The organism is Nocardioides aquaticus, assembly GCF_018459925.1.
In the GTDB taxonomy this organism is placed as follows: domain Bacteria; phylum Actinomycetota; class Actinomycetes; order Propionibacteriales; family Nocardioidaceae; genus Nocardioides; species Nocardioides aquaticus.
The window spans coordinates 1714054-1734289 of the sequence record NZ_CP075371.1; the positions used below are offsets into that span (position 1 = coordinate 1714054).

General features: G+C 70.1%; 21 protein-coding genes. 16 read left to right on the forward strand and 5 right to left on the reverse strand.

Features of this window, described 5'->3' with window-relative positions; all coding sequences use genetic code 11:
• Positions 1-458: 458 nt before the first annotated feature.
• Together ENKNEFLB_RS08260 and ENKNEFLB_RS08265 are read right to left on the reverse strand one after the other, a co-directional pair.
• Positions 459-1619: a hypothetical protein gene (locus ENKNEFLB_RS08260; RefSeq protein WP_214058749.1), complete on the reverse strand. Its 1161-nt coding sequence runs from the start codon at positions 1617-1619 to the stop codon at positions 459-461.
• Complete coding sequence (locus ENKNEFLB_RS08265) at positions 1609-1863, reverse strand: hypothetical protein (RefSeq protein WP_214058750.1); 255 nt, start codon at positions 1861-1863, stop codon at positions 1609-1611. The genes ENKNEFLB_RS08260 and ENKNEFLB_RS08265 overlap by 11 nt, the downstream gene beginning before the upstream one ends.
• A 458-nt stretch (positions 1864-2321) precedes the next feature.
• Here ENKNEFLB_RS08265 and ENKNEFLB_RS08270 point away from each other — a divergent pair, with 458 nt between their 5' ends.
• Positions 2322-3221, forward strand: a complete 900-nt coding sequence (locus ENKNEFLB_RS08270; RefSeq protein ID WP_214058751.1) for a hypothetical protein — start codon at positions 2322-2324, stop codon at positions 3219-3221.
• A gap of 1138 nt (positions 3222-4359) precedes the next feature.
• Complete coding sequence (locus ENKNEFLB_RS23130; protein WP_420830535.1) at positions 4360-4779, forward strand: helix-turn-helix domain-containing protein; 420 nt, start codon at positions 4360-4362, stop codon at positions 4777-4779.
• Between the two features lie 5 nt (positions 4780-4784).
• Here the strand turns inward: ENKNEFLB_RS23130 and ENKNEFLB_RS08280 are convergent, their stop codons facing one another.
• The gene (locus ENKNEFLB_RS08280) at positions 4785-5075 is read right to left on the reverse strand and encodes an ArsR/SmtB family transcription factor (protein ID WP_246535907.1); all 291 of its coding nucleotides are present in this window, start codon (positions 5073-5075) and stop codon (positions 4785-4787) included.
• A gap of 470 nt (positions 5076-5545) precedes the next feature.
• On the opposite strand from ENKNEFLB_RS08280, the gene ENKNEFLB_RS08285 reads away from it, so the two are divergent.
• The 12 genes from ENKNEFLB_RS08285 (at position 5546) to ENKNEFLB_RS08340 (ending at position 17855) form a co-directional block, all read left to right on the forward strand.
• Positions 5546-6175, forward strand: coding sequence for a hypothetical protein (locus ENKNEFLB_RS08285; RefSeq protein ID WP_214058754.1), 630 nt, complete (start codon positions 5546-5548; stop codon positions 6173-6175).
• Positions 6163-7104: a hypothetical protein gene (locus ENKNEFLB_RS08290; RefSeq protein WP_246535908.1), complete on the forward strand. Its 942-nt coding sequence runs from the start codon at positions 6163-6165 to the stop codon at positions 7102-7104. The genes ENKNEFLB_RS08285 and ENKNEFLB_RS08290 overlap by 13 nt, the downstream gene beginning before the upstream one ends.
• A 2-nt stretch (positions 7105-7106) precedes the next feature.
• Positions 7107-9002 (forward strand): SAF domain-containing protein, encoded by a 1896-nt coding sequence (locus tag ENKNEFLB_RS08295; RefSeq protein ID WP_214058755.1) that lies wholly within the window; start codon positions 7107-7109, stop codon positions 9000-9002.
• The gene (locus ENKNEFLB_RS08300) at positions 9002-10363 is read left to right on the forward strand and encodes a TadA family conjugal transfer-associated ATPase (protein ID WP_214058756.1); all 1362 of its coding nucleotides are present in this window, start codon (positions 9002-9004) and stop codon (positions 10361-10363) included. The genes ENKNEFLB_RS08295 and ENKNEFLB_RS08300 overlap by 1 nt, the downstream gene beginning before the upstream one ends.
• A gap of 1 nt (position 10364) precedes the next feature.
• A complete protein-coding gene (locus ENKNEFLB_RS08305; protein WP_214058757.1) occupies positions 10365-11285 on the forward strand; it encodes a type II secretion system F family protein in 921 nt (306 codons plus the stop codon).
• Positions 11282-12205 carry a hypothetical protein gene (locus tag ENKNEFLB_RS08310; protein WP_214058758.1) on the forward strand — a complete coding sequence of 308 codons (924 nt, stop codon included), beginning with the start codon at positions 11282-11284 and terminating at the stop codon, positions 12203-12205. Before ENKNEFLB_RS08305 ends, ENKNEFLB_RS08310 begins: the two co-directional genes overlap by 4 nt.
• An 89-nt stretch (positions 12206-12294) precedes the next feature.
• A complete protein-coding gene (locus ENKNEFLB_RS08315) occupies positions 12295-12519 on the forward strand; it encodes a hypothetical protein (RefSeq protein ID WP_214058759.1) in 225 nt (74 codons plus the stop codon).
• 88 nt (positions 12520-12607) lie between these two features.
• Positions 12608-13030, forward strand: coding sequence for a TadE/TadG family type IV pilus assembly protein (locus tag ENKNEFLB_RS08320; protein ID WP_214058760.1), 423 nt, complete (start codon positions 12608-12610; stop codon positions 13028-13030).
• Positions 13027-13542, forward strand: coding sequence for a TadE family protein (locus ENKNEFLB_RS08325; protein ID WP_214058761.1), 516 nt, complete (start codon positions 13027-13029; stop codon positions 13540-13542). The genes ENKNEFLB_RS08320 and ENKNEFLB_RS08325 overlap by 4 nt, the downstream gene beginning before the upstream one ends.
• A 122-nt stretch (positions 13543-13664) precedes the next feature.
• Positions 13665-14114: a pilus assembly protein TadG-related protein gene (locus tag ENKNEFLB_RS08330; RefSeq protein ID WP_338040965.1), complete on the forward strand. Its 450-nt coding sequence runs from the start codon at positions 13665-13667 to the stop codon at positions 14112-14114.
• Between the two features lie 108 nt (positions 14115-14222).
• Positions 14223-17552: a LysM peptidoglycan-binding domain-containing protein gene (locus tag ENKNEFLB_RS08335; protein WP_214058763.1), complete on the forward strand. Its 3330-nt coding sequence runs from the start codon at positions 14223-14225 to the stop codon at positions 17550-17552.
• 15 nt (positions 17553-17567) lie between these two features.
• Entirely contained in the window at positions 17568-17855 is a 288-nt protein-coding gene (locus ENKNEFLB_RS08340) for a hypothetical protein (protein WP_214058764.1), read from the forward strand.
• A 35-nt stretch (positions 17856-17890) separates the two neighbouring features.
• Here the strand turns inward: ENKNEFLB_RS08340 and ENKNEFLB_RS08345 are convergent, their stop codons facing one another.
• Positions 17891-18247, reverse strand: a complete 357-nt coding sequence (locus ENKNEFLB_RS08345; protein ID WP_246535909.1) for a type II toxin-antitoxin system VapC family toxin — start codon at positions 18245-18247, stop codon at positions 17891-17893.
• 56 nt (positions 18248-18303) lie between these two features.
• Positions 18304-18552, reverse strand: coding sequence for a type II toxin-antitoxin system Phd/YefM family antitoxin (locus ENKNEFLB_RS08350; protein ID WP_214058765.1), 249 nt, complete (start codon positions 18550-18552; stop codon positions 18304-18306).
• 254 nt (positions 18553-18806) lie between these two features.
• Between ENKNEFLB_RS08350 and ENKNEFLB_RS08355 the strand changes: the two genes are divergently transcribed.
• Both ENKNEFLB_RS08355 and ENKNEFLB_RS08360 read left to right on the forward strand, forming a co-directional pair.
• Complete coding sequence (locus ENKNEFLB_RS08355; RefSeq protein ID WP_214058766.1) at positions 18807-19757, forward strand: hypothetical protein; 951 nt, start codon at positions 18807-18809, stop codon at positions 19755-19757.
• Positions 19758-19817: 60 nt separating this feature from the next.
• On the forward strand, positions 19818-20150 hold the full coding sequence (locus ENKNEFLB_RS08360) for a hypothetical protein (protein WP_214058767.1): 333 nt from the start codon (positions 19818-19820) through the stop codon (positions 20148-20150).
• The last annotated feature ends 86 nt before the right edge of the window (positions 20151-20236 follow it).

A 20236-nucleotide genomic window follows, 5' to 3' on the forward strand; every position in this document is an offset into this window, starting at 1 on the left:
GGAGCGATCAGCGAGGTTGGAGTTCCTGTGAGCGGGCTCCATGCCCTCTACAGCCCGGCCGGTTCGGACGTTGGCGGCGCCGCGTTGGGCTTGAGTTTCGTTGCCCATTGCAGGGCAAGACGTCATCCCCTTAGTGGGCTGCTCCCCGATCACGGCCAACTGTCGGTGGGCGGCGGTCGACGCCGCCTTGGAGCTGGCTTGCTGAACCGCGCGGTTTGAAGTCCTCAACGCCTGCGTGACCGGCGCCGGGAGTTGAACCATGCGCTTGGACAAGATGTCGGCGGGGGAGACCCAGACGGCGTCGCCGGAGGGGTCTGGTGTGGTTAGGCCGGTTTCGATGTCGTTGTGGGCTCGGTGGGAGAGCGCGCGTGCTCGGCCGATGAGGCCGGGCTGGTTGACCTTCTCGGCGAGGACGTCGGCGAGCTCTGGAGCACTCTCGATCGCGGCCAAGGTCGCGCTCAGTGCGCGCTCAAGGCCGGGGTGCTGGGCGATGACGTCCGGGGGAACGTGGTCGTCGCGTCGTGGGTGAGCTCCCGGTAGGCGGCGCGCAGTTCCGCCGACGCGCGGAGCAGCTTGGAGTCGGGCCGGTCGGTGGGGGCGGGGAGGTCGTCCCATCGGCTGGCCAGGTTGTTCCAGGCTCGGCCGACCGTGGCGAGGGACGAGGCGAGTCGGTCTGTCGGCGGGTCGCCGGCGGCAGAGGTCGGGGCTGCGTGGTTGCGGGAGTCGGCGTCGACCAGGAGCAGACCGACGCCGGCGATGAGGGCTTGGGTGCGACTCGCGGTGACGTTGTCGGCGGCCGAGGATCGGGCGGCGAGGGTGCGGTGGGCCTGGATGTCCCAGCCGGCCAGGGCGCGCGCGATGCGGTTGTGGTCGGCTGCGGGTGGGCGCGCTTCGCCGGTGACGCCGGCGACGAATCCGCCGGCAAGGTATCGGCCAGCGATCGCCTCCGCGGTGGCGAATCGGCCCACCCACGTTGCGGTCGGTGCGACGACGTAGGGGGACTGGACCGTGGACAGCGCGACCTTACGGCCGGCCTGACGGGCCTCGCGGTACCGGTCGCGACCGTGAGCGTAAAGAGCGACGCTGCCGGCGTGCGCGGCGACGTAGAGCGCGTGCATGGTCCTGGACCGGGCTGCCTGCAGGTCCAGGCGTAGCGCGGGGCCGTGGCCGGAGATCCCGGGGCCGTAGCGGCGGACCAGGCTGCCTGCGGCCTGCAGCGTCTCGGCCATGTGGGCCAGGCGGGGATCAGGGACTCCGCGGCCGGGCCACCCGGCGGTCAGGCTGTTGTCGATGTTGGCCGCGTGGGCGACCAGGCGCTCCATGGGCCGGTCGTGCGGCTCGTGGGTGTATCTGGTGCGGGGGAGGGCCGTCCAGAGGTCGCTGGCGGCCGTCACGAGGGCCGGCCACCCCCGAACCAGGCTGCCGGCGTTGTCTCCGTCGACGTCGAGCAGCAGAAGCCGCGCCTGGTGGTCGACGTCGGCGAGCATCTCGCCCACAGTGCGGATGTCGCCTGTCGTGAAGGGGATGGCATCGACGTCGAACAGCTCCGCCTCGGCTGCGGCGAACTCAACGCCGAGGGTGCCGGTCGCCGGGGTTGGTGGTCGCGGGTTAGCAGCCAAGGTGCTTGGCCTCCCGTAGCAGGTCGCACACATCGACCACCAGCTGCGAGCCGTGCACCAGGTCGGCACGCCACAGAGGCAGTGGCCGGCTCAGCTCCTCCACTTCGGTGAGCAGCTGCGCTGCGGTGTGCACGTCGACCGCGTCAACGTCCATCTCGAGGTCCATCTCGAGGTCCATCTCGAGGTCCATCTCGAGGTCCATCTCGAGGTCCATCTCGAGGTCAGTGTGGTCCTTGGGGAGCATCAGTTGCGTCTGGCTGTGAGCGAGGTAGATGCCCAAGCCGAGGGAGTGCAGGGGTGATGTCGGCCCTTCCTCATCTGCGCGGGCCCAGACCGTCCTGGCGGCCTGGTGGAGCAGCTGCGATATCGAGTCCAGTCGACGCCAGACCTCCTGTGGGGTCTCGTCGGGGCCGTGCCCGAGGACCTGGCTCGAGGGATCGGTGCTGGGGTTGATGGTCGTTCCTCCGGATCTCGTCTCGGTCGGCGGCCCGGACGAGCCGCCGTCCTCATCAAGCCACGTCGGGACGACCCGGCGCCGGCCGGCAAGTCGGGCCTGTGGATAACCGGGGTGATGTCGGTGGCAGGGCACAAACTGGACACGGTCGCCTAGGGCGCGCCGAGGTCGTCGGACGATCACCGACACGCCAAGTCGGCCAACAAGCACTAGTGGCAACAGCCACGGGCGACAGGAGGCTGGTGGCGATGAAGATGCCGATGACGGTGTTGAAGGCAACGACGTTCTGGCCGGCCGCGCTGGTCAGTTTTGTGCTGTTCATGGTGGTCCTGGCGCTCGCGCCACCGTTTTTGTCGCTGCCGCTGGTGCTGGCGGCGACGGCCCTGCTGGTGGTGCTGGGCATTGGTCGACTTGAGGGGCCGACGGTTGAGCTGCTGACCGCCTCCAGGGCCGCGACCGTGGGGGAGCGGCAGGTGGTGGTGAACGTCGTCGACGGCTTGGGCCAGGTCGGGATCACCGACCTCGAGCTGCTGGTGCGTCGTCGCCAGCGTGCCTCGACGCCGGCGGTGATGGTTCTCGGTCGACGCTCTGTGGTGCTGACTCTTGGGCTGGTCGAGGCCGTGTACCGCGGCTGGGTGGACACCGAAGAGGTGGCGGCGCTTGTGGCGCAGGCGGTCGCGGCGCGACGTGCACGCCAGCCCCGCGCCGAGCTCGCGGGCCTGGTGGCCACGAGTCCGTGGCGCGCGGTCGTCACGGTCTTCCGAGGGGTAGGGGCGGCGTTCGCCTGGCTGCCGTTCGTGGGGATGGCCTGGGCGCTGCGCGGCGTGGTTGCGGTGATCTGCGTGCTGCAGTCGGTCGTCGAGGGACGAGCGACTGTTGGCCTGCTGGGCGGCGCCGTGATTGCCCTGACCTACGTGGTGCCGGCAGCCGGGCGAGCCCTGCAGGCGCGCACCGAGGCGATCGGGGACCAGTTCGTGGTCGAGCAGGGCCTGGGCGGCGTGCTCGCGCGGTTCCTGACTCGCTACGGCCACCCGACCACCGTCGAGCGGCTCCGCCACCTCGAGCAGCAGCCCCCGCCGCCCGTGCCGAGCCCGTCCACGCCTTTGGCGACGCAGCTCATGCCCCTGACGTCGTTCTCGCTGAACTGATCGGGCCGCACGAGCTCGCAGCGCCAGCCGTGGCTACTCGCCGCCTCCGTAGTCGGGGCAGTCGGGTACGCCCGAGGTTGAGTAGTGGACGCAGCCGCGGCCGTCGCCGGCGTTGGGGTGGTGGTTCATGCACGGCAGCACGGAGAGGGCGTGGGAGCACTCCACCCACCTGGTGAGGGGCCGACCGAGCCGGCCAGGAGAGCTGGTGCGCGTGGGCGCCGTCTGAGGCGGTGCCAGGGCCACGGAGGCCGGCGTGGAGGGCGCCCCGGCCGGGGCAGCGGTGGTCAACATGGCCGGGGCCCCCTAGCGTCGCGGGCCGCCGCGGCGGCGCCGATCAACGGCTGCGGGCTGCTGCTGGTTGTAGGCGGCGGTGTCGGTTATTCATGTTGCCGGCCGGAGCGCTCCAGCTCGGCGATCTCGGCGTCGGGGGAGCGGTCCTCGTCCATGACAGCCGCCCGCTCCGCGGCTGCCTCGCCGGCGCTGATCTCCTCCGTGCGCCTGCGGGCCTGTTCCTCGAGTTCGGCTCGTGACGAGATGCATCGTCGCTCATGATCTTCCGCCCATGCTGGCCGATGCGCGTCCGCCGGCGCCACTGGATGCCGGCATCGCTGACCTGGAGACGGCACTTCGTCGACGAGCTCGGACAACCCTGTCCTATGCACGCACCGGGACGGATCCCGGGTGAGACCCGGGAGACGCAATGGGTGACGCGAGCCGGTCGGCGCAACCCTCCTGCCGACGCTCGAGCTGCTACGGCCTGCCCCGGGGGGGTGGTCTCGTCGACATCGATGCCGACGAGGACCTCGCTTCGCCCTCGCCCTCGCCCTCGCCCTCGCGCCCGGGTCGGGTCCGCGACGTCCAGCGCGGCCGCCAGGTCGGCGACGTCGGTCGTGAGCACCTGCTCGAGGATCGAGGTGATGCTTGTGGTGGTGCCGTCTTACTCAGCCGCCAGGCGGCCGCCGCAGAGGTACGCGCACCGCCCAGGCGCGTCGCCGGCAGCCGCAAGCCCGAGGGCCCACGTTCAAGTCCCGGTGACGGTGGCGTGGCTGGTGAGGTGGGCAGCCTGCTGGTGCGCGGCGTCCAAGAGCCGGTATGGCAGCCCGCTGCCCCAGTGGCTGCCCGCTAGAATTCGCTGCCAATGAGTTGCGTCGACCCCCCGGCAATTAGGGCAGCCCGGGAAAGACTTGGATTGACCCAGCACAGGTTGGCGCGCCTCGTCGGGGTCGCTGGCGGGGAACGCATTTCGCGTTGGGAGCTCGGTCTCGACGAGCCCCGACCAGATCTGCTGGTCCGTCTCGCTACCGTCCTCGAGTTACCTCCAGCCGACCTCCTTGTTGGCGCGCGCCGCGACCTGCGGAAGCTGCGTTACTGCGCTGGCCTGTCCTCACCCGAACTCGCTGCCGCGGTGCACGTGTCGACCCGCAGCTACGTGCGATGGGAGTCAGGCGCCTGGGTGCGACCGCCCAGTGCCGAGATCCTTCGAGCGCTCGCCCGGGCACTCAACGTCCCCGTGGGGGCCGTCTGCGACGCACTGGATCTTGCTGAGCATCCCAAGTAGTCCCGTCAGCCGCGCCCGGACGCGTAGCGGGCCCACACCTGGGCGTAATCGGTGATGGTCGCCGTGTCAGTGCGCCACAGCACCATCTGGCCTCGACGCTTGCTGCGGTCGACATCGGTCCTCACCAGGTCGTGTTGCTCTAGGACCACTAGGTGCCGGTGGATGCTGGCCACGTGCACACCGATCTGTGCAGCCAGATCGTGCGCGGTCGAGGCGCCCTGCGCCAGTTGACGCAAAATCTCGGTGCGCACGTTGTTGCCGATGATGTCGATGGCGGCGAGCACATCCTCGGGCATGTCTACGGGCATTGACAGTCGTGGCACGACCGCATTCTGCCCGACCATGCCGCGTGTCGCTTTCGCACTTAGTGCGTTAGAATGAGCGCGAAACCGCACTCCCGTCGGTGGCGCCGGTTGCCAATTCGGGTGGCGGAGGAGTTTGCATCAGCTCGAACGAACGGACGGGGTGGGAGTAACGGTGAGTTCCCCGGGGAGTCGAATACGCCGAGCGCCAGCATCGGTCGCCACTAGTGGCGATCAGCCAACTTCTATCAGGGTGATCGCTCCGCCGCGCTAAAGCGTCCTAGGAGACCAGGGCGGGTTGGGCCGTCCGCCGGACATGCGCAACGGAAGCGAGGGGCGCAAGCCAATGACGGTGCCGACATCCGCTCAGTCGGTGCCCCGCCCTACCAACTGGACCGGGCCGCCGTCCCCGAATCGCTATACCATACCTAACTACGGAGTCATTACTCGGGAGGTCGCTTCTGATGCTGTCCCCACGACGAATCGCAGTCACGACCGTCTCGATCGCCCTGCTCGCCACCACGGCCGCCTGCGGGGGAGGTGACGACGAGCCTGAGGCCACACCCACCTCGTCGAGCGCCCCCACCACGCAGAGCCCGTCGCCGACGCAACCTAGTCCCACGGAGACCGCCTGGCAGGACCAGTACGCCCCCGCCCAGCTCGACGCCTACGAAGCGGCGCTCTCGCGGTACGAGGAGTACGAGACCCGCAGCGAACCCATCTGGGCCGCAGGAGAGGCCACCGATCGCGCCGAGGCGCTCTTGAAGCAGTACTTCCCCTCGCCGCTCTGGCAGGGCCGGCTCCGAATGCTGTCCAGCTACGAGCAGGTAGACGTGCAGGTGGAGGGATTGGCCGACGTCTACTGGTCCCGAGCCAAGTCCATCAGCGACACCGGCCTGTCTGTTGTGATCAACCAGTGCGTGGACTACACGACCGTGAAGGTGACGCAACGCCGCGAGGCGGCGCAGCCCGTGGAGTGGCAGCAGAAACCGAACCTTCGGACAATCACGCTCGAGAAGCCCGAAGGAAGTGACTGGCTGATCTACGGCGTGGTCGACGCTTCGAGCGGGAAGCCCCGGCCATGCGCGCCTTGAAGTCGGTTGTCGCAGCGGCCGCCCTACTCGCAGGCGTTCTGGTGGTGTCGGCAGCGACTGGAACGCCTGCCGCCGCAGATCCACCGGCATGCCCGCCGGGGGAGTCGCCGTCGGAGATCCCGGGTGGCTGGATCTGCATTCCTGTCTCTGATCCCGGCGAGCCCGGTGGAGAGGACCCAGGTGACGCCGGCGGGAACGGCGGCACCCTGCCGGCTGGCTGCTTCGAAGGTGATGAGGAGGTGTCCTGCAACGATGAGTACGGGGGCACCTGGGACGCCGGCCGCGGGTGCTATGCCTTTCAGGTTCAGCCCCAGCCGCCGGCTGGGTCGCCGCTGTGGGAGGGCCACGATCCATCCGAGGGCAGCGTGTGGAGTTGCGACTACACGGTGACGATCCCGGAGACCTCGTGGTTCGTGCCCACCGGTGAGGATCCGTTGGTCGACCCCGCGGTCTTGGCGCAGGAGGCGCTGGGGCGGATGAAGCTCGAGAACGCGAGCGCGCAGATCGCGCCAGGTCCAGGCTTCCACACCTATGTGCACATCGAGAACTGGCTTTGGTTGCCCGAGGCGCAGTGGCACGACCTGACCGAAACGGTCACCGCTGGACCCGCGTCGGTCACGGTCACCGCCGAGCCCATCCGGGTGGACTGGGACATGGGCACCGAGACGACCAGTTGCTACGACGTCGGACGGGTCTGGATCAAGGGCATGACAGACGCGGCGAAGACGACTTGCTCGTACGCCTACGAGTGGATCGAGAACCCCGCCGGCGACACCCACAGTGTCTCCGCCCAGCTGGTCTACGGCGTCACCTGGGACTGCGACGGAGCCTGCCTGACTCCCAACGGCGACCTCGGCGAGATCGACGCCCCGGCCGGCGACCCGACAACGATCGAGGTGCGACAGCGCCAGACAGTGGTGATCCAATGACGATGACCTCCGGACGGAGTAACACCCAGCGGTCCGGCTCCCGCGGCTCGCGAGACCAGGGCCTGGACCTGCGCTCGACCCTGGGCGGAGTGCGTCAGCGTGCTCCGCGCCGTCTGGGCCAGTGGGCGGGTGCGGTGCTGTTCGTGGTCATCGTGGTGATCGGGCTGCTGGCCTTGTTCCAGTCTCAGAGCGACCGGGTCGAGGTCCTCGCCGTCACTGACGCCGTACCGGCCGGCCAGGTGATCGAGAAGGGCGACGTGCGACCGGTTGAGGTGGCAGGCGTAGCCGGTGCGATTGCGGCCACCGACATCGACTCGGTGGTGGGCAAGCGAGCCGCGGCCGGCCTCGTCGAGGGCCAGGTGCTCACCGACGCCGCGCTGACCGACGAGCTGGTCCCCGGCGAGGACGAGCGGGTGGTGGCCATCGCGTTGCCGAACGGCCGCGTTCCGGGCGGCCTGTCAGCTGGGGACGTCGTGTCGGTGATCGTGGTGCCCGTCGAGGGTGCCGAGGGCTCTAGCGAGCAGCTCCAGGCGCCGACGGTGCTCTCCCAGGCCGCGTCCGTGCAGTCGGTGGGGGACACCCCGAAGGCGGACGGGTGGTCACGGTCCTTGTCGACGCCGGCGAGGCTGAGCAGGTCGCCGCCTACAGCGCGGCTGGTCAGGTCACGATCATCCAGGCGCCGCTCACCAACCGCGATGCAGCGGGGGAGTGAGGCCTTCATGCTGTTCGCCATCTGCGCCGACCGCGGTGCTCCCGGGTCGACTACCACCGCGCTTGCACTGGCGGCTGCCCGGGGCCTGCCGGCTGTTGTCGTCGAGGCCGACCCCTACGGCGGCGACCTCGCGCTGCGGATCCGCCACGACGGCAACCCGCTGCCCACGACCCCGACAGTCCTCAGCGTCAGTGCCGGCTGGTCTGTCCAGGGGTCGACATTGGGACCGCGAACCTCGCCTGGAGGGCCCTCAGAACGACGTCATCGCGACCTGTGGCGGGACGGCTCGCACGGACTGTCGGAGCTCGTGCGGGTTGTTCCCGGGTTTATGGCCGCCGAGCGCGGTAGATCGCTGGCTTGGCCCGTGCTGGCCAGTGCGCTCGAATCGCAGTCGGTGCCGGTCTTCGCCGACCTCGGCCGCATCCACACCGGTTCGCCCTCGCTGGCAGTGGCGGCCGCCGCCGACGCGCTGATTCCGGTGTGCCGCAGCGACATGGCCTCGGTCCAGCACATGGTCGACCGCCTCGAGCTCCTCGTGCCGGCGATCGTCGACCGGAACGGCCGACCCCCGGTCGTGCTGCCGGTGGTCATCGCGCCCCGCCAACACGGCGGCACCATCGCCAACAGCGTCGCGGAGATCCTCGGCGAGACCGCCGTGGGGCCCACCCTGCGCGGGGTCAGCTGGCTGGCCTGGGACCCGGCCGCGGTCGCACACCTCGAGAACGGCGCCGACCCCTGGACCAAGCCCCTGCGCAAGTCGCCGCTGATGAAGTCGGCCCGCAAGGTGATGTGGATGGTCGGCCTGGCCACCGGGCTCTCGCACGCCGACCCTTCCGCCAAGAGCGGCGACAAGCTCGGTGCGCGTCGTCGACGTCGGGACGAGCCGGGGACTCAGGAGCAGCCGCAGTCCTGGGCGTCGCCCTACGTACCCCACGACGCGCCAGGTTCCGCCGACGGACCTCGCGGGGAGGGTCAGCAGGACGCACCCACCCAGGCGGCTACTCGGCCTCTCGGTGCCCCGCCTGCCTTGATACCGAACCACGGCGCTGAGACGCCGCCCGCCCCCACTGGCAGCGAGCAGAACGGCCACCTGAACGGCCAGGCCGACAGCCGGGCCGACCAGGCCGAAAGCCAGGACGCCGGGGTTGGCCGCTGGGAGACCGCAGCACGACAGGAGCGCCGCTGATGGAGCGATCCGAAGCACGCTCAGATGTACTCAGCCTCGACCACGCGCTGCTGCGCCGGCTCCAGGTCCGCGTCGGTGACCTGCTCGAGGCGGACCTCTCCGAGCGCCGGCGCCGCCATCAGCCGCCGCTGTCGGAGGAGGACACCGACGCCTTCAAGGCCGAGCTGGCCCACCGCGTCGTTGACGAGCACGCCCGATCCCAGGCCGAGGGCGGGCTGGGCCAGATGTCGTGGGAGGACACCCAGGACCTGGTCAACGCCCTGAAGAACCGGCTCTACGGCGCCGGGTCGCTGGAAGCGCTGCTGCGTGACGAGCGGATCGAGGAGATCGACGTTAACGGCTGGCAGAACGTCTTCGTCGACTACACCAACGGTGTGAGGGCCAAGGTCGCGCCGGTGTTCGCCTCCAACGAGGAGCTGATCGAGACCATCCAGACCCTCGCTGCCCACGAGGGCCTCTCGGGCCGCAGCTTCGACTCGGCCAACCCGCACGTGAACTTCCGGCTCGGCTCGGCGCGCGTCCAGGCCGTGATGGCCGTCAGTACCGCCCCGGTGATCGCGATCCGCCTGCACCACCGGCACATGCGATACATGCTCAAAGACCTGGTGGCCAACGGCACCATCGACCAGCCGCTGGCCGACTTCTTCGCCGCGGCTGTCCGCGCGAAGAAGAACCTCATGATCGGTGGCGAGACGAGCGCCGGGAAGACCGTGCTGCTGCGGGCCCTGGCCGCTGAGATAGGTCCCGAGGAGCGGCTGATCACCATCGAGCGGGCCCTGGAGCTGGGCCTGGAGGACGACGTCGAGGCCCACCCGGACACCGTGGTGATGGAAGAGCGTCTGGCCAACGCCGAGGGTGAAGGTGCTGTGCCCATGCGAGAGCTGGTCACCATCTCCAAGCGCATGCGGCCCGACCGGGTCATCGTCGGGGAGGTCTTGGGCGATGAGGCCCTGGTGATGCTCAACGCGATGATGCAGGGCAACGACGGCAGCCTGTCCACGATTCATGCCAACAGCTCCGAGGGCATCGTGGAGAACATCATCGCCTACGCGGTGCAGGCACCCGAGCGGCTCCCGCGTGCCGCGACGGTGAGCATGATCGCCAGCGGTCTGGACTTCCTCGTCTTCGCTCGCCGCTACCGCGGTGAGGGCGCCCAGCGCCGGGTCGTGCACTCGGTGCGCGAGATCGTCGGCTACGACGAGCACGGGTTGAAGACCAACGAGATCTTCCGGCCCGGGCCCGATGGGATGGCGGTGCGCGACGAACCGGTAGCGATCAACTGCATCGAGGCGCTGCGCGAGGTCGGCTACCGCGACCCAGGCCAATGGGACGACCTCGGCAGCTCGAGAGGGTGGGTCTGACATGGTCGCGCTTCTTGGGATCGCGCTGGCCCTCGGCCTGCTCGGCATCGCACGCCTGATCCGAGGCCTGCCGTTGCTTCCCTCCCTCCGAACCGGGGAGCGGGTCCGCAACAGCTCCAGCCGGCTGTCGGCCCACGAGCAGCGGACGCTGATAGCCGGTGGGGCGGTCGGCCTCGTGGTCGTGCTGGTGAGCCGCAACCTCGTGTTCGGCGTCATCGCCGGCGCCGCGGTGGTGCTGTGGCCGATGGTGGTGGGCGGCGGGAGGGCCGAACGTGCCGCCTTGGCCAAGCTGGAGGCGCTGGCCCAGTGGACCGAGGCGCTGCGCGACCTGGCGCAGAAGGGCTCCGGCCTGGAGTCGGTCATCCCCCGCACGGTCGACACCGCCTCCGACGTCCTGATCGTCCCGCTGCGGCTGATGTCGCGGCGGCTTAGTGTCAAGGTCCCGCTGCCCGAGGCGCTGAGTTTGTTCGCCGACGAGGTCGACGACGCCAGCGCCGACACCGTCGTCGCAGCACTCGCGCTCTCGGCCCGCCAACGCCGCGGCCGGCTGTCCGATGTGCTCGGCACCCTGTCGGAGGCACTGCGCGACGAGCTCGAGCAGCGCACCAAGATCATGCGCGAGCGCAACATGATCCGCCGCGAGGCCGCCCAGGTCGCCGCCCTGACCGCGGTGCTGGTCATCGGCGCCAGCCTCTTCGCACCGCCCAGCCTTCCCAACGAGGCCGACAGCGCCGCCCAGGTTCTGCCGCTGCTCCTCGCGGTCGCGTTCGTGCTCGTGTTTAGCCGGGTCCGCAAGCTCGCAGAACCGGAGATCGAGCCGCGGTTCTTGTCCTCTGCGACCGAGGTCCTCGAGGCCGCGACCTACCGGCCCAAGACACGGCCGGGTGCAGCTCGTAAGCCGCTCGAGGAGGGGACCCGATGAACCACGTAACGACGGGCGTGATGGTCCTCGGCGCGCTGCTCGCGCTCGGGTTGCTGCAGCTGCGCTGGCTGCTGTTTCCACCGGCCCCCGACCTGGTCGCCGAGATCGACCACTGGCGCCGCGGCCGCGAGCGCGCCACCGAACGAGCCGACTCACCCCAGCAGCTCTCACCCATTGGTCGCATCGCCCGCTGGGTCGTCGACCTCCTGCGGGCGCACCGGCCCGACTTCCTCGACAACCTCGCACCCGACCTGGCCATCACTCAGCGCGACCTGCAGTCCTGGCTCACCCGCGTCACCGGTCTGGCTCTCGGCTTCGGTCTGGCCCCCATTGTGCTGGTCTTGGCCCGCCGTCTGCGAGGCGACGAGGTCAGCGTGCAGTGGGCGCCGATCGTCGGCGTTCTCCTGGCCGTGGCGGCGGTGGTGCTCTCGGTCAGGGATCTGCGCAACCAGGCAGCCAGTGCCCGTGAGGAGTACATCCGAGCGCTCTCGATCTACCTCGACCTCGTCGCCATGAGCATGGAAGCCGGCCAAGGACACGCCCAGGCGTTGCCCGCGGCCTCACAGATCGGCACCCGACGCGTCTTCGACGAGATCCGCACTGCGATCGACCTGGCACCTTCGCGCGGCATCACCGCCTGGGAGGCGCTCGGCCAGCTGGGGGAGCGGTACCGCATCGTCGAGCTCATCAGCCTGCGGTCCAGCATCGAGCTGGCCCAAGACGACGGCGCCCGGGTCAAGGCGTCACTGATCGCCCGAGCCAAGACGATGCGCTCCTCAAGGCTGGCGGGCGCGGTCGAGCGGGCCAACAAGGCCACCGAGTCGATGCGCCAGCTGACCCTCGTCGCCGCAATGCTCGCCTCGGTCTACATCGCGGCGCCAAAAATCCTCGCGCTCCGATCCGCCGCGGGAGCCCCATGAACCCATCCTTGATCCCAGCCGAACTCGGCACCCGCCCCGTAGCGGTCATCGGCCCACATGCACCACACGATCCTGCAAGAGGAGTCTAGATGTTCAAGCTGATCCGTGTTCTCAACGTCCTGATCCTGACCCTGATGCTGCGCATCCGGGGGTCCGCCACGGCGTTCATCTATCAGCCGCGTAAGCGCGACGAGCGCGGTGCGAGCGCGGTCGAGTGGCTGGTCATCCTCGGCGCTGGCATCGCGATCGCCTACTTCGCCGGTGACTCCGTCATGGCGTTCGCCAAGAATCTCGTCGGCCAGCTCGGCCAGTAGACCCGCTCGCCCACCGCCCCACCCAACCGGACACACAGGCCGGCCCACGCCGGTAGCCCCGTCCCCCTACCAAGGAGGTGCGACCCGCATGAACACCAGTCAGCTGCAGCGCGGCCGCCGCACCCTCCGGCCGCACCGGGGCGAGCGAGACGGGCGGGGCGCCGCTGGTGTGGAGTTCCTGATCGTGGCGGCGGTGCTGATCTTCCTTTTCACCACGCTGGTCCAGTACGGCATCGGGTTCCACGCCCAGCGTGTCGCTGAGGCCGCGGCACGCGAGGGCGCGGTCGCCACAGCTCGCCACGACGGAACCGAGGGCGCCGGCAGCAGCACCGCCAAGGAGTACGTCAACGACGATGGCAAGCCGGCGGTCACCGGCTCGAGCGTCTCGGTCAGCCGCTCGGCGACCGAGGCCCGAGTCACCGTCACGGTCGACGTCGTCACCCTGGCGCCGTGGCTGGGGGGCTCGATCACCTCCACCGCGACGGCACCCGTGGAGAGGTTCGTCGAATGACCAGCTGCGCCACGCAGCTGCCCCGCCGTCTGCCTCGCCGTCTCGTCGCCCTGGCCGTCGTGGGCCGGCACCGGCTGCGCCGGCTCGCACCTGCGCGCGACGAGCGGGGATCGGCGGGCCTTGAGACGCTCGTCATGGCGACCGCCGCACTCAGCATCGTGCTGGTCGTGGTCGCCGCCGGCCGATATGTCGACGGCTCAGCGCAGGCCAACGACGCCGCGTACGCCGCTGCCCGTGCCGCGTCGCTGGAATCCGGGATGGGCCAGGGCACCATCGCGGGCCGTCAGGCCGCAGAGAAGTCGCTTGCCGAGCGCGGCAAGAGCTGCCAGAACCTCACCGTCTCCTTCGCCGGCAGCGACTTCACCTCCGGCGGGCAGGTCGTCGCCGAGGTCACCTGCACTGTCACGCTCATCGACACCGGCTCCCTCGGCAAGCAGCTGGGGCTGCGCCCGAACACTCAGTTCACCGAGCGCGCCGTCGTGCCGATCGAGACCTACCGGAGCGAGTCGTGACCACGCCACGCAGTGCGCGTACCCGCGGCGTGACGGGATCGCGATCGAGACGGATCGCGATCCCGTCACGCCGACGGGCGCTCGCGCGGGTCCCCGAGTGCGTCGCACGGGGCCTCGCCCTGATGGTTGCCCGCCTGATCTCAGCGTCGAACCGGTGCCCTCACTGGCGCGCGCGCGAAGAGCGAGGCGCCGCCGCGGTGTGGACGATGATCATCGCCACCACCGCGTTCGTCGCGCTCATGGCTCTCGTCGGCGGCGGAGGCGAGCTCATCAACGAGCGCGTCGAGGCCAAGCGCGCAGCCGAGCAGGCCGCGAGGGCCGGCGCCGACGAGCTCTCCGCCTCGGCAGTGCGTTCGGGGACTGACCAGGTCGACGCCGGTGAGGCCATCGTCCGAGCCAACAGCGTGCTGCACCAGGCGGGCTGGTCCGGCTCCGTCAACGTCCAGGGCAGCCGCGTCGTCGTCACCGTCAATGACAGCCGCAGCCCGCAGTTCCTCAGCCTCATCGGCGTAGGAGCAATTCATGTCAACGAGACCGGCTCCGCCGACGCCATCTCGACACCAGACGGCTGAGACGCCGCTTAGAGCACCGAAAGCGGCGACGGTGCGCAACGCGACGCCGACCCGAGGAGGAGGATCACCATGCTGAACAGGCTGATACGCGGGGTAGGAGCCCTGATCGTGTTGGTGGCGCTTGTGGTGGGCGCGCCCCTGGTCCTGCTCGCGTGGGTCGGGAACCCGTGGCCGGCGGGCGGCTGGTCGGAGGTCCAGCTGCTCACCAACCGCAGCATCCTCGGGGCCCTTGCCGTAGTCGGGTGGCTGGCCTGGGCGCAGATGGCCGCGTGCATCCTGATCGAGCTGGCAGGCGCAGTAGGAGGGAAGGCGCCCCAGCGCGTCAGGTTCGCCTCTGGCGGGCAGCAGCAGTTCGCCCGCGTGCTCGTCACGTCGGTGATTGCCCTAGGCATCGGCGGGGGCATCGGCGCCAGCATCGTGGCACCCTCGCTGGCCGCCACCACCGCGGCCACGCCGCAGCCCGAGACGGCGCCGACGACCAGCCACACAGTCGAGCGCCGCGACGTCGGCCAGGTCGCGCCCGGGCCCACCGTCACCATCGACCGCGACACCACGGTGTGGAAGCTCGCCGAGGTCTACCTCGACGACGGATCGCGGTGGCGTGAACTCCTCGACCTCAACCGCGGCGAGGCCCTCAGCGACGGCACCGTCCTCACCCAGGCCACCCAGACCGTCCCAACCGGCTCTACCCTCCGCCTGTCCGCCGACGCGCACGTCAACGACGCGCCCACCTCGCAGCGCGACCAGAAGGACCACCGGGACCGGCAGGATGGCATTTACACCGTCAATCCGAACGACACCCTGTGGGACATCGCCGAGGCCAAGCTCGACGACCCCGCCCGTTACATGGAGCTCTACGAGGCATCGACCGGCACCCTCCAGCCCGGCGGTGATCACCTCGTCGACCCCGACCACATCGAAGTCGGATGGAAGATCACGATCCCCGGTGGCGGGACGGCACATGACGGCGGAGACCGCGACCACGGCAACCGGGGCGGTCAGGACGAGCACGGCGACCGGGGTGATGACGGGTCCGGCGAGCAGACTCCTGAGACTCCCGACGTCGTGCCCGAGGACCAGGATGACCAAGGGGACCAGGGACAGCAGGGCGGTGAGGCTGACGCCACCGAGGAGCAGAACCCAAGCGCGGAGACGGCGGCGGGGGACCAGAGCGTCGACGAGGCGGTCGACGAGGCAGGCGACGAGAGTGTTCTTGATGCCGGCTGGGTGCTGCCCGGCCTGACCGGTGGGGGAGTGCTTCTCGCCGGTGCGCTCTACCTCGGGCTGCAGCGTCGGCGCCGGGCGCAGTTCCGGGCGCGCCGTCCCGGCCGCGCGGTCGCGGCGCCGCCGGCCGAGCTCGCGCCGACCGGGATGACGATCAGTGCCGCCGGTGGACCCGTCGCAGCGACGGTGGCATTCATGGATGTGGCCCTTCGACGTCTCGCCGAGCATGCCCGCACCCACCAGGCCGAGATGCCGCCCCTAGCGGCGGTGCAGCTCCGTGAGGATCTGGTGACCCTTCACCTCAGCGGCGCGGTTGACCTGCCCGCCCCCTGGGAGGGGAGCCCGGATCGGCTGCACTGGTCGTGCTCGACTGCCGCGGTCGTCGAGGACCTTGGTCCGGACCACGGGTGGGCCGAGGCTCCCTACCCGATGCTCGTCACGATTGGCGTCGACGACCGACGCGACGCGGCCGCGGTGCCGCCGGTCGGTGACAGCGATGACCGCAGTGAGCACCAGGGCGGTTTGTGGTTGCTCAACTGTGAGGAGCTCGGGACGCTCGAGGTTGTGGGCGACCCGATCCGGGCCGGGGACTTCGCGCGGCACCTGGCCGTCCAGCTGGCGGTCAACCCGTGGTCGCAGCAGGTGAGCGTCGATTGCGTGGGCATCGCGCAGGAGGCCGAGGGTCTGGGCGACCGGATTCGCTACTACGACGCCGGGTGGGAGGGCGACCGCGCCGCCTCGGAGGTCCTCGCCGAGGCGGTGTCGATGGTCGACCGTGCCATTAGACACGACACCGACGTCAGCACCGGCCGTACCGGAGGCCTCGACGATGACGTGTGGCCCGCCCGGATGCTCGTGGTCACCGCCGAGGGCAACACCGACAGCGGCGCGCTGCACGAGCTACGGCGCCTGATCGCCACGCACGTCGGGCGCACGGGCACCGCCATCGTGGTCACTGCGACGTCTCCGGCCGCGCGGGCCTCGGGCGGTGACCAGAACGCGTCCTCCGGGACTGGGCAGACGGTGACAACCGTCGTCGAGGTGACCAGTACCGGCCGGGTGCTCCTCGGCGACCAGGGGCTCGACCTGGCGGCGGTCGAACTGACCAGGGAGGAGGCGCATGGCTGTGCGCTGCTCTACGCCCACAGCGAGATCCTCGACGACGTCGCGGTTCCCGTCGACGAGGAAGCCACCGAGGGGTGGCAGGCGCTGGTCGACCAGACCGGCGCGCTGCGGCGCGAGCTCACCTTGGCGCGCAGCACCCCAGTGGAGGACCTCGACGAGCCGGCGACCAGTCTGCTGGCCGGCACGGACGAGGAGTACGTGACGGCCGCGCCGGTGGTCCCTGAGGACCTCGAAGTGATCGCGCCGAAGGTGCCGGAGAGCGTGCTGGCTAAGGTCAAGGCCGAGGACCCGGCCCTGGACGCCGACCTGGCCGACTGGTTCGACCCGCACTGCCCGCGCCCCAAGCTCACCCTGCTCGGCCCGGTCGCGGTCCGTACGCACGGCCGGCCCCTGGCCAAGTACAAGGCGCTGGGCACCGAGATCGTCGCCTACCTCGCGCTCCGGCCCCGGAACGGCGCAACCCGCGACGAGCTGGCCGAAGCCGTGGGATGGGACGACCCCGCCCGCGTCCGCAAGTACATCGACCTCGTCCGGCACTGGCTGGGTGAGGACCCGGAGACCCACGAGCACTACCTGCCCCACGCCAACAAGTCGCCCGCGGCCAAGTCCCGAGGCGTGAACGTTTACCAGGTCACCGGCGGCCTTCTCATCGACTGGGACCTCTTCCGCCGCCTGCGGGCCCGAGGCGCGCACAGCGACCTCCTGCAGGCACTAGAGCTGGTCACCGGCCGGCCCTTCGACCATCTGCGCCAAGGGGGCTGGAGCTGGCTATACCAGGGCGACCCGCACGATCAATACGCCGCCCACGCCATCGCCGACGTCGCCTTCACCGTCGTCACGCACTGCCTGCGCGGAGGGGACCTGGTCCGCGCCCGGGCGGCCACCGAAATCGCCATCCTGGCGGTCCCGGACGAGCAGATCGTGCAGCTGTGCCAAGTGGCACTGACCGAGGCCGAGGGCAACAACACCGAAGCGATGCGCATCCTGCTCGGGGACGTCTGCAACCGCGCCGAGGACGGTGAGGCACCCCTCGACCTCCCCGAGCGCACCCAGGAGATCATCCGAAACCACCAGTGGATAGCCAGTTGAGGGCGAGGGGGCGGCGTGATGTTCGACGACGGGCCGCTGCGGGATTGCCTCCACGACCACGAGCGGGCAATCCTCGACCAGCACGAAGACATGGACGGCACGCCGTTTCCTTCGCTCGCCCACGCGAGCGACGCCGTCGAGCGCATCCTGACCCAGCTCGGCATCGACTGGCTCTACAGCTCCGGGCTGGAGCGCAAGACCCGCTGGGGTGGCGATGAGAGCAACCGGGTGGTGACCCAGGTAGTGGGTGTCGCAGAAGGGGTCACTCAAGAGGCAGTCCCGAGGCGCTGGCCCGCACAGTGACGCCTCAGGCGTCACCGTCCGGCGACAAGACGGGCTCACACGCCGACGACGTCGACGAGCTCCTCGAGGCCGGCGAAGTCGACCGGGTTGCGGGTGTACAGCCGGGCGCCGTGCGCGTGGGCAGTGGCCGCGATCAGGAGGTCCATCACACGGCCCCGGGGGCGTCGCCCGGCGTCGACGACGGCCGCCGACAGACGGCCGTAGCTGGCGGCGACCGCGTCATCGACCGGCAGGGCGTCGAAGCGCTGCTGGAGCACGCTGAGCCGACGCAGCCGCTCCGCGCGCACCTCGGTGGTCTTGGCAACCAGGACGCCGAAGTGCAGCTCTGCGAGTGTCACCGCACTGATGGCCAGAACGCCGGGAATCGGAGATGCGCCCTCGTCGATGACCACGCTGGTGTCCAAAATCGCCCGCTCAGCCGGCGCCTCGATCGGGCCCGGGTTCGAGGTCACCGACCGGCCCAAGGGTCACACAGCTCGTCGTCGACGAGCGCTCGGTCCTGCGCCCAGTCTGGGTCGGCGGGACCGCGAAACAGATCCTCGACCTCCCGCCAGGTCCTCCAGCGGGTGGGCCGCACGGGCACCAAGACAGCGCTGGGACGTCCAGAGACGGAGATCGTGATCTCCTCGCCTGCCTCGACGCGACGGACGAGTTCGGACGCGTCCTGCCTCAGCTCACGCAAGCCGACGGTCGTCATGCGCCCATCTTAATAGCACGTGTGCTACCCCGGCCAGCCTGGAGCAGCCTTGTGCGGCACACCGGGCGAGACGAAGCCCGCGCAACCCCTTCCCAGAAGTTCCTGCAACTTTCGGGGGGACGCCTTCTGACCTGCGCAAACGCTCGGCCTCCCGCCGTGTCCCCCCACCGATCTGATGTGGGGGGGACACCGAGAGGGACACCCGAGAGCCACCTTCCTGCCGTGCAGCGACACGACGGAAGGGAGGCCCCGGCATGAGTGTGGGCGACCAGCTTGGACTGGAGGAGAACAGCGAGCTGCTGGACAAGGCGCGACGGATGTGGCCCCGCTGGGTGGCCGCCAACAGCCGCCTGGGAGTCGTCGAGAGATTCGACGACCTGCGGCCCTGGCTTCCCACGGTGACCCGCGAGGAAGCCGACGAGGTCCTCCTCGCCTTGGCGATGCTCGCCGCCCCCGACGGCGGTGACGACATCGCGGCCGCGGCGGCGCTGGCCAAGTGCCTGCTCCCCGGCGCGTGCCGGCTGGCCGGCTGGCTGAGCTCGCTGCCGACCAAGGAGGTCTTCCGCGATAGCCAGCCGATCCAGGCCGGAGCCTGGTGGGCCGTCGAGCGGATCGACGAGCTGGTGGCCTCGCAGCTGTGGATCGAGGTCCGCTCGTTCCCGTGGCGCCGACTGACCAAGGTCGCGGCCAACATCATCGTCAACACCAAGGTCGGGGTCCTGCGGGAGGTCGGCGACTTCTTCTACGTCACACGCGCCGACCGGACCTGGGCGCACACCGACCTGGTCGAGTCCTTCTCCTTCGGCGACTTGCCGAGCGGCGGCAGCGAGTGGGCCGACGGCGAGCGGCCTCCCAGCAAGCGCCGTGCCAGCGCCCTGGGCCACCAACCCCAGGTACTCGCGGCCCCCGACCCGGCCGAGCCGGACACGTCGCCGGCCGAGGAGCTGCTCGAGCTGCTCACCTGGGCGTGCGAGCAGGACGTGATCAGCGAGTCCGACCGGCGCCTGCTGCTGTGCCTGGTGCACGAGGCCGACCGGGTCCAGACCCGCAACCTCGGCCGGGGCTGCGGCGGGCTGATCGCCAACGAGCTCTCGATGCGGGTCGCCCCCCAGCTCGGGGTCTCCCAAGCCACCGTGCGACGCAACGCCTCACGCAGCGTCCGCGCTCTGGCGCAGGCGGCCGGGAGGTTCGGCCATGACGAATGAGCCGAACAACAAGCCGGCCAGCGATCGCTCCCGAGCCTCCCACGGCCCTAGGCGACAGCCATGAACAGGGAGGTGGTGAAGGACATGGCAAGTACCCAGCGCACCCAGCACACCATCGGGATGGACGCAGCGCAGCTGCAGCGCTCCGCGCAGGAGATCTCACAGCTCTTCGACATCGCCGGCCGTGAGGGGAAGATCATCGCCGGCCTCACCGGCGGCATGGACCAACTACGCGCGGTCCACGCGGTCAAGCACGCACTGGCGACCCTCACCCCGGCCGAGGTCCGCGCCGCCATGGCTTATCGACATGCCTACCGGCGCACGATGCAGCCCGGTCCGGCCAACCAGTCAGTCGGCCAGCCAAGCGGGCGGCCCGCGGCAAAGCTGTCATGAGCAGCGGCACCCTGAGCGCCGGCACCGGCTCGCCCGCGCGTCCCTTCGCGCTGGAGGAGGTGCAGGCTGCCGTGCGCGCCCTTCGG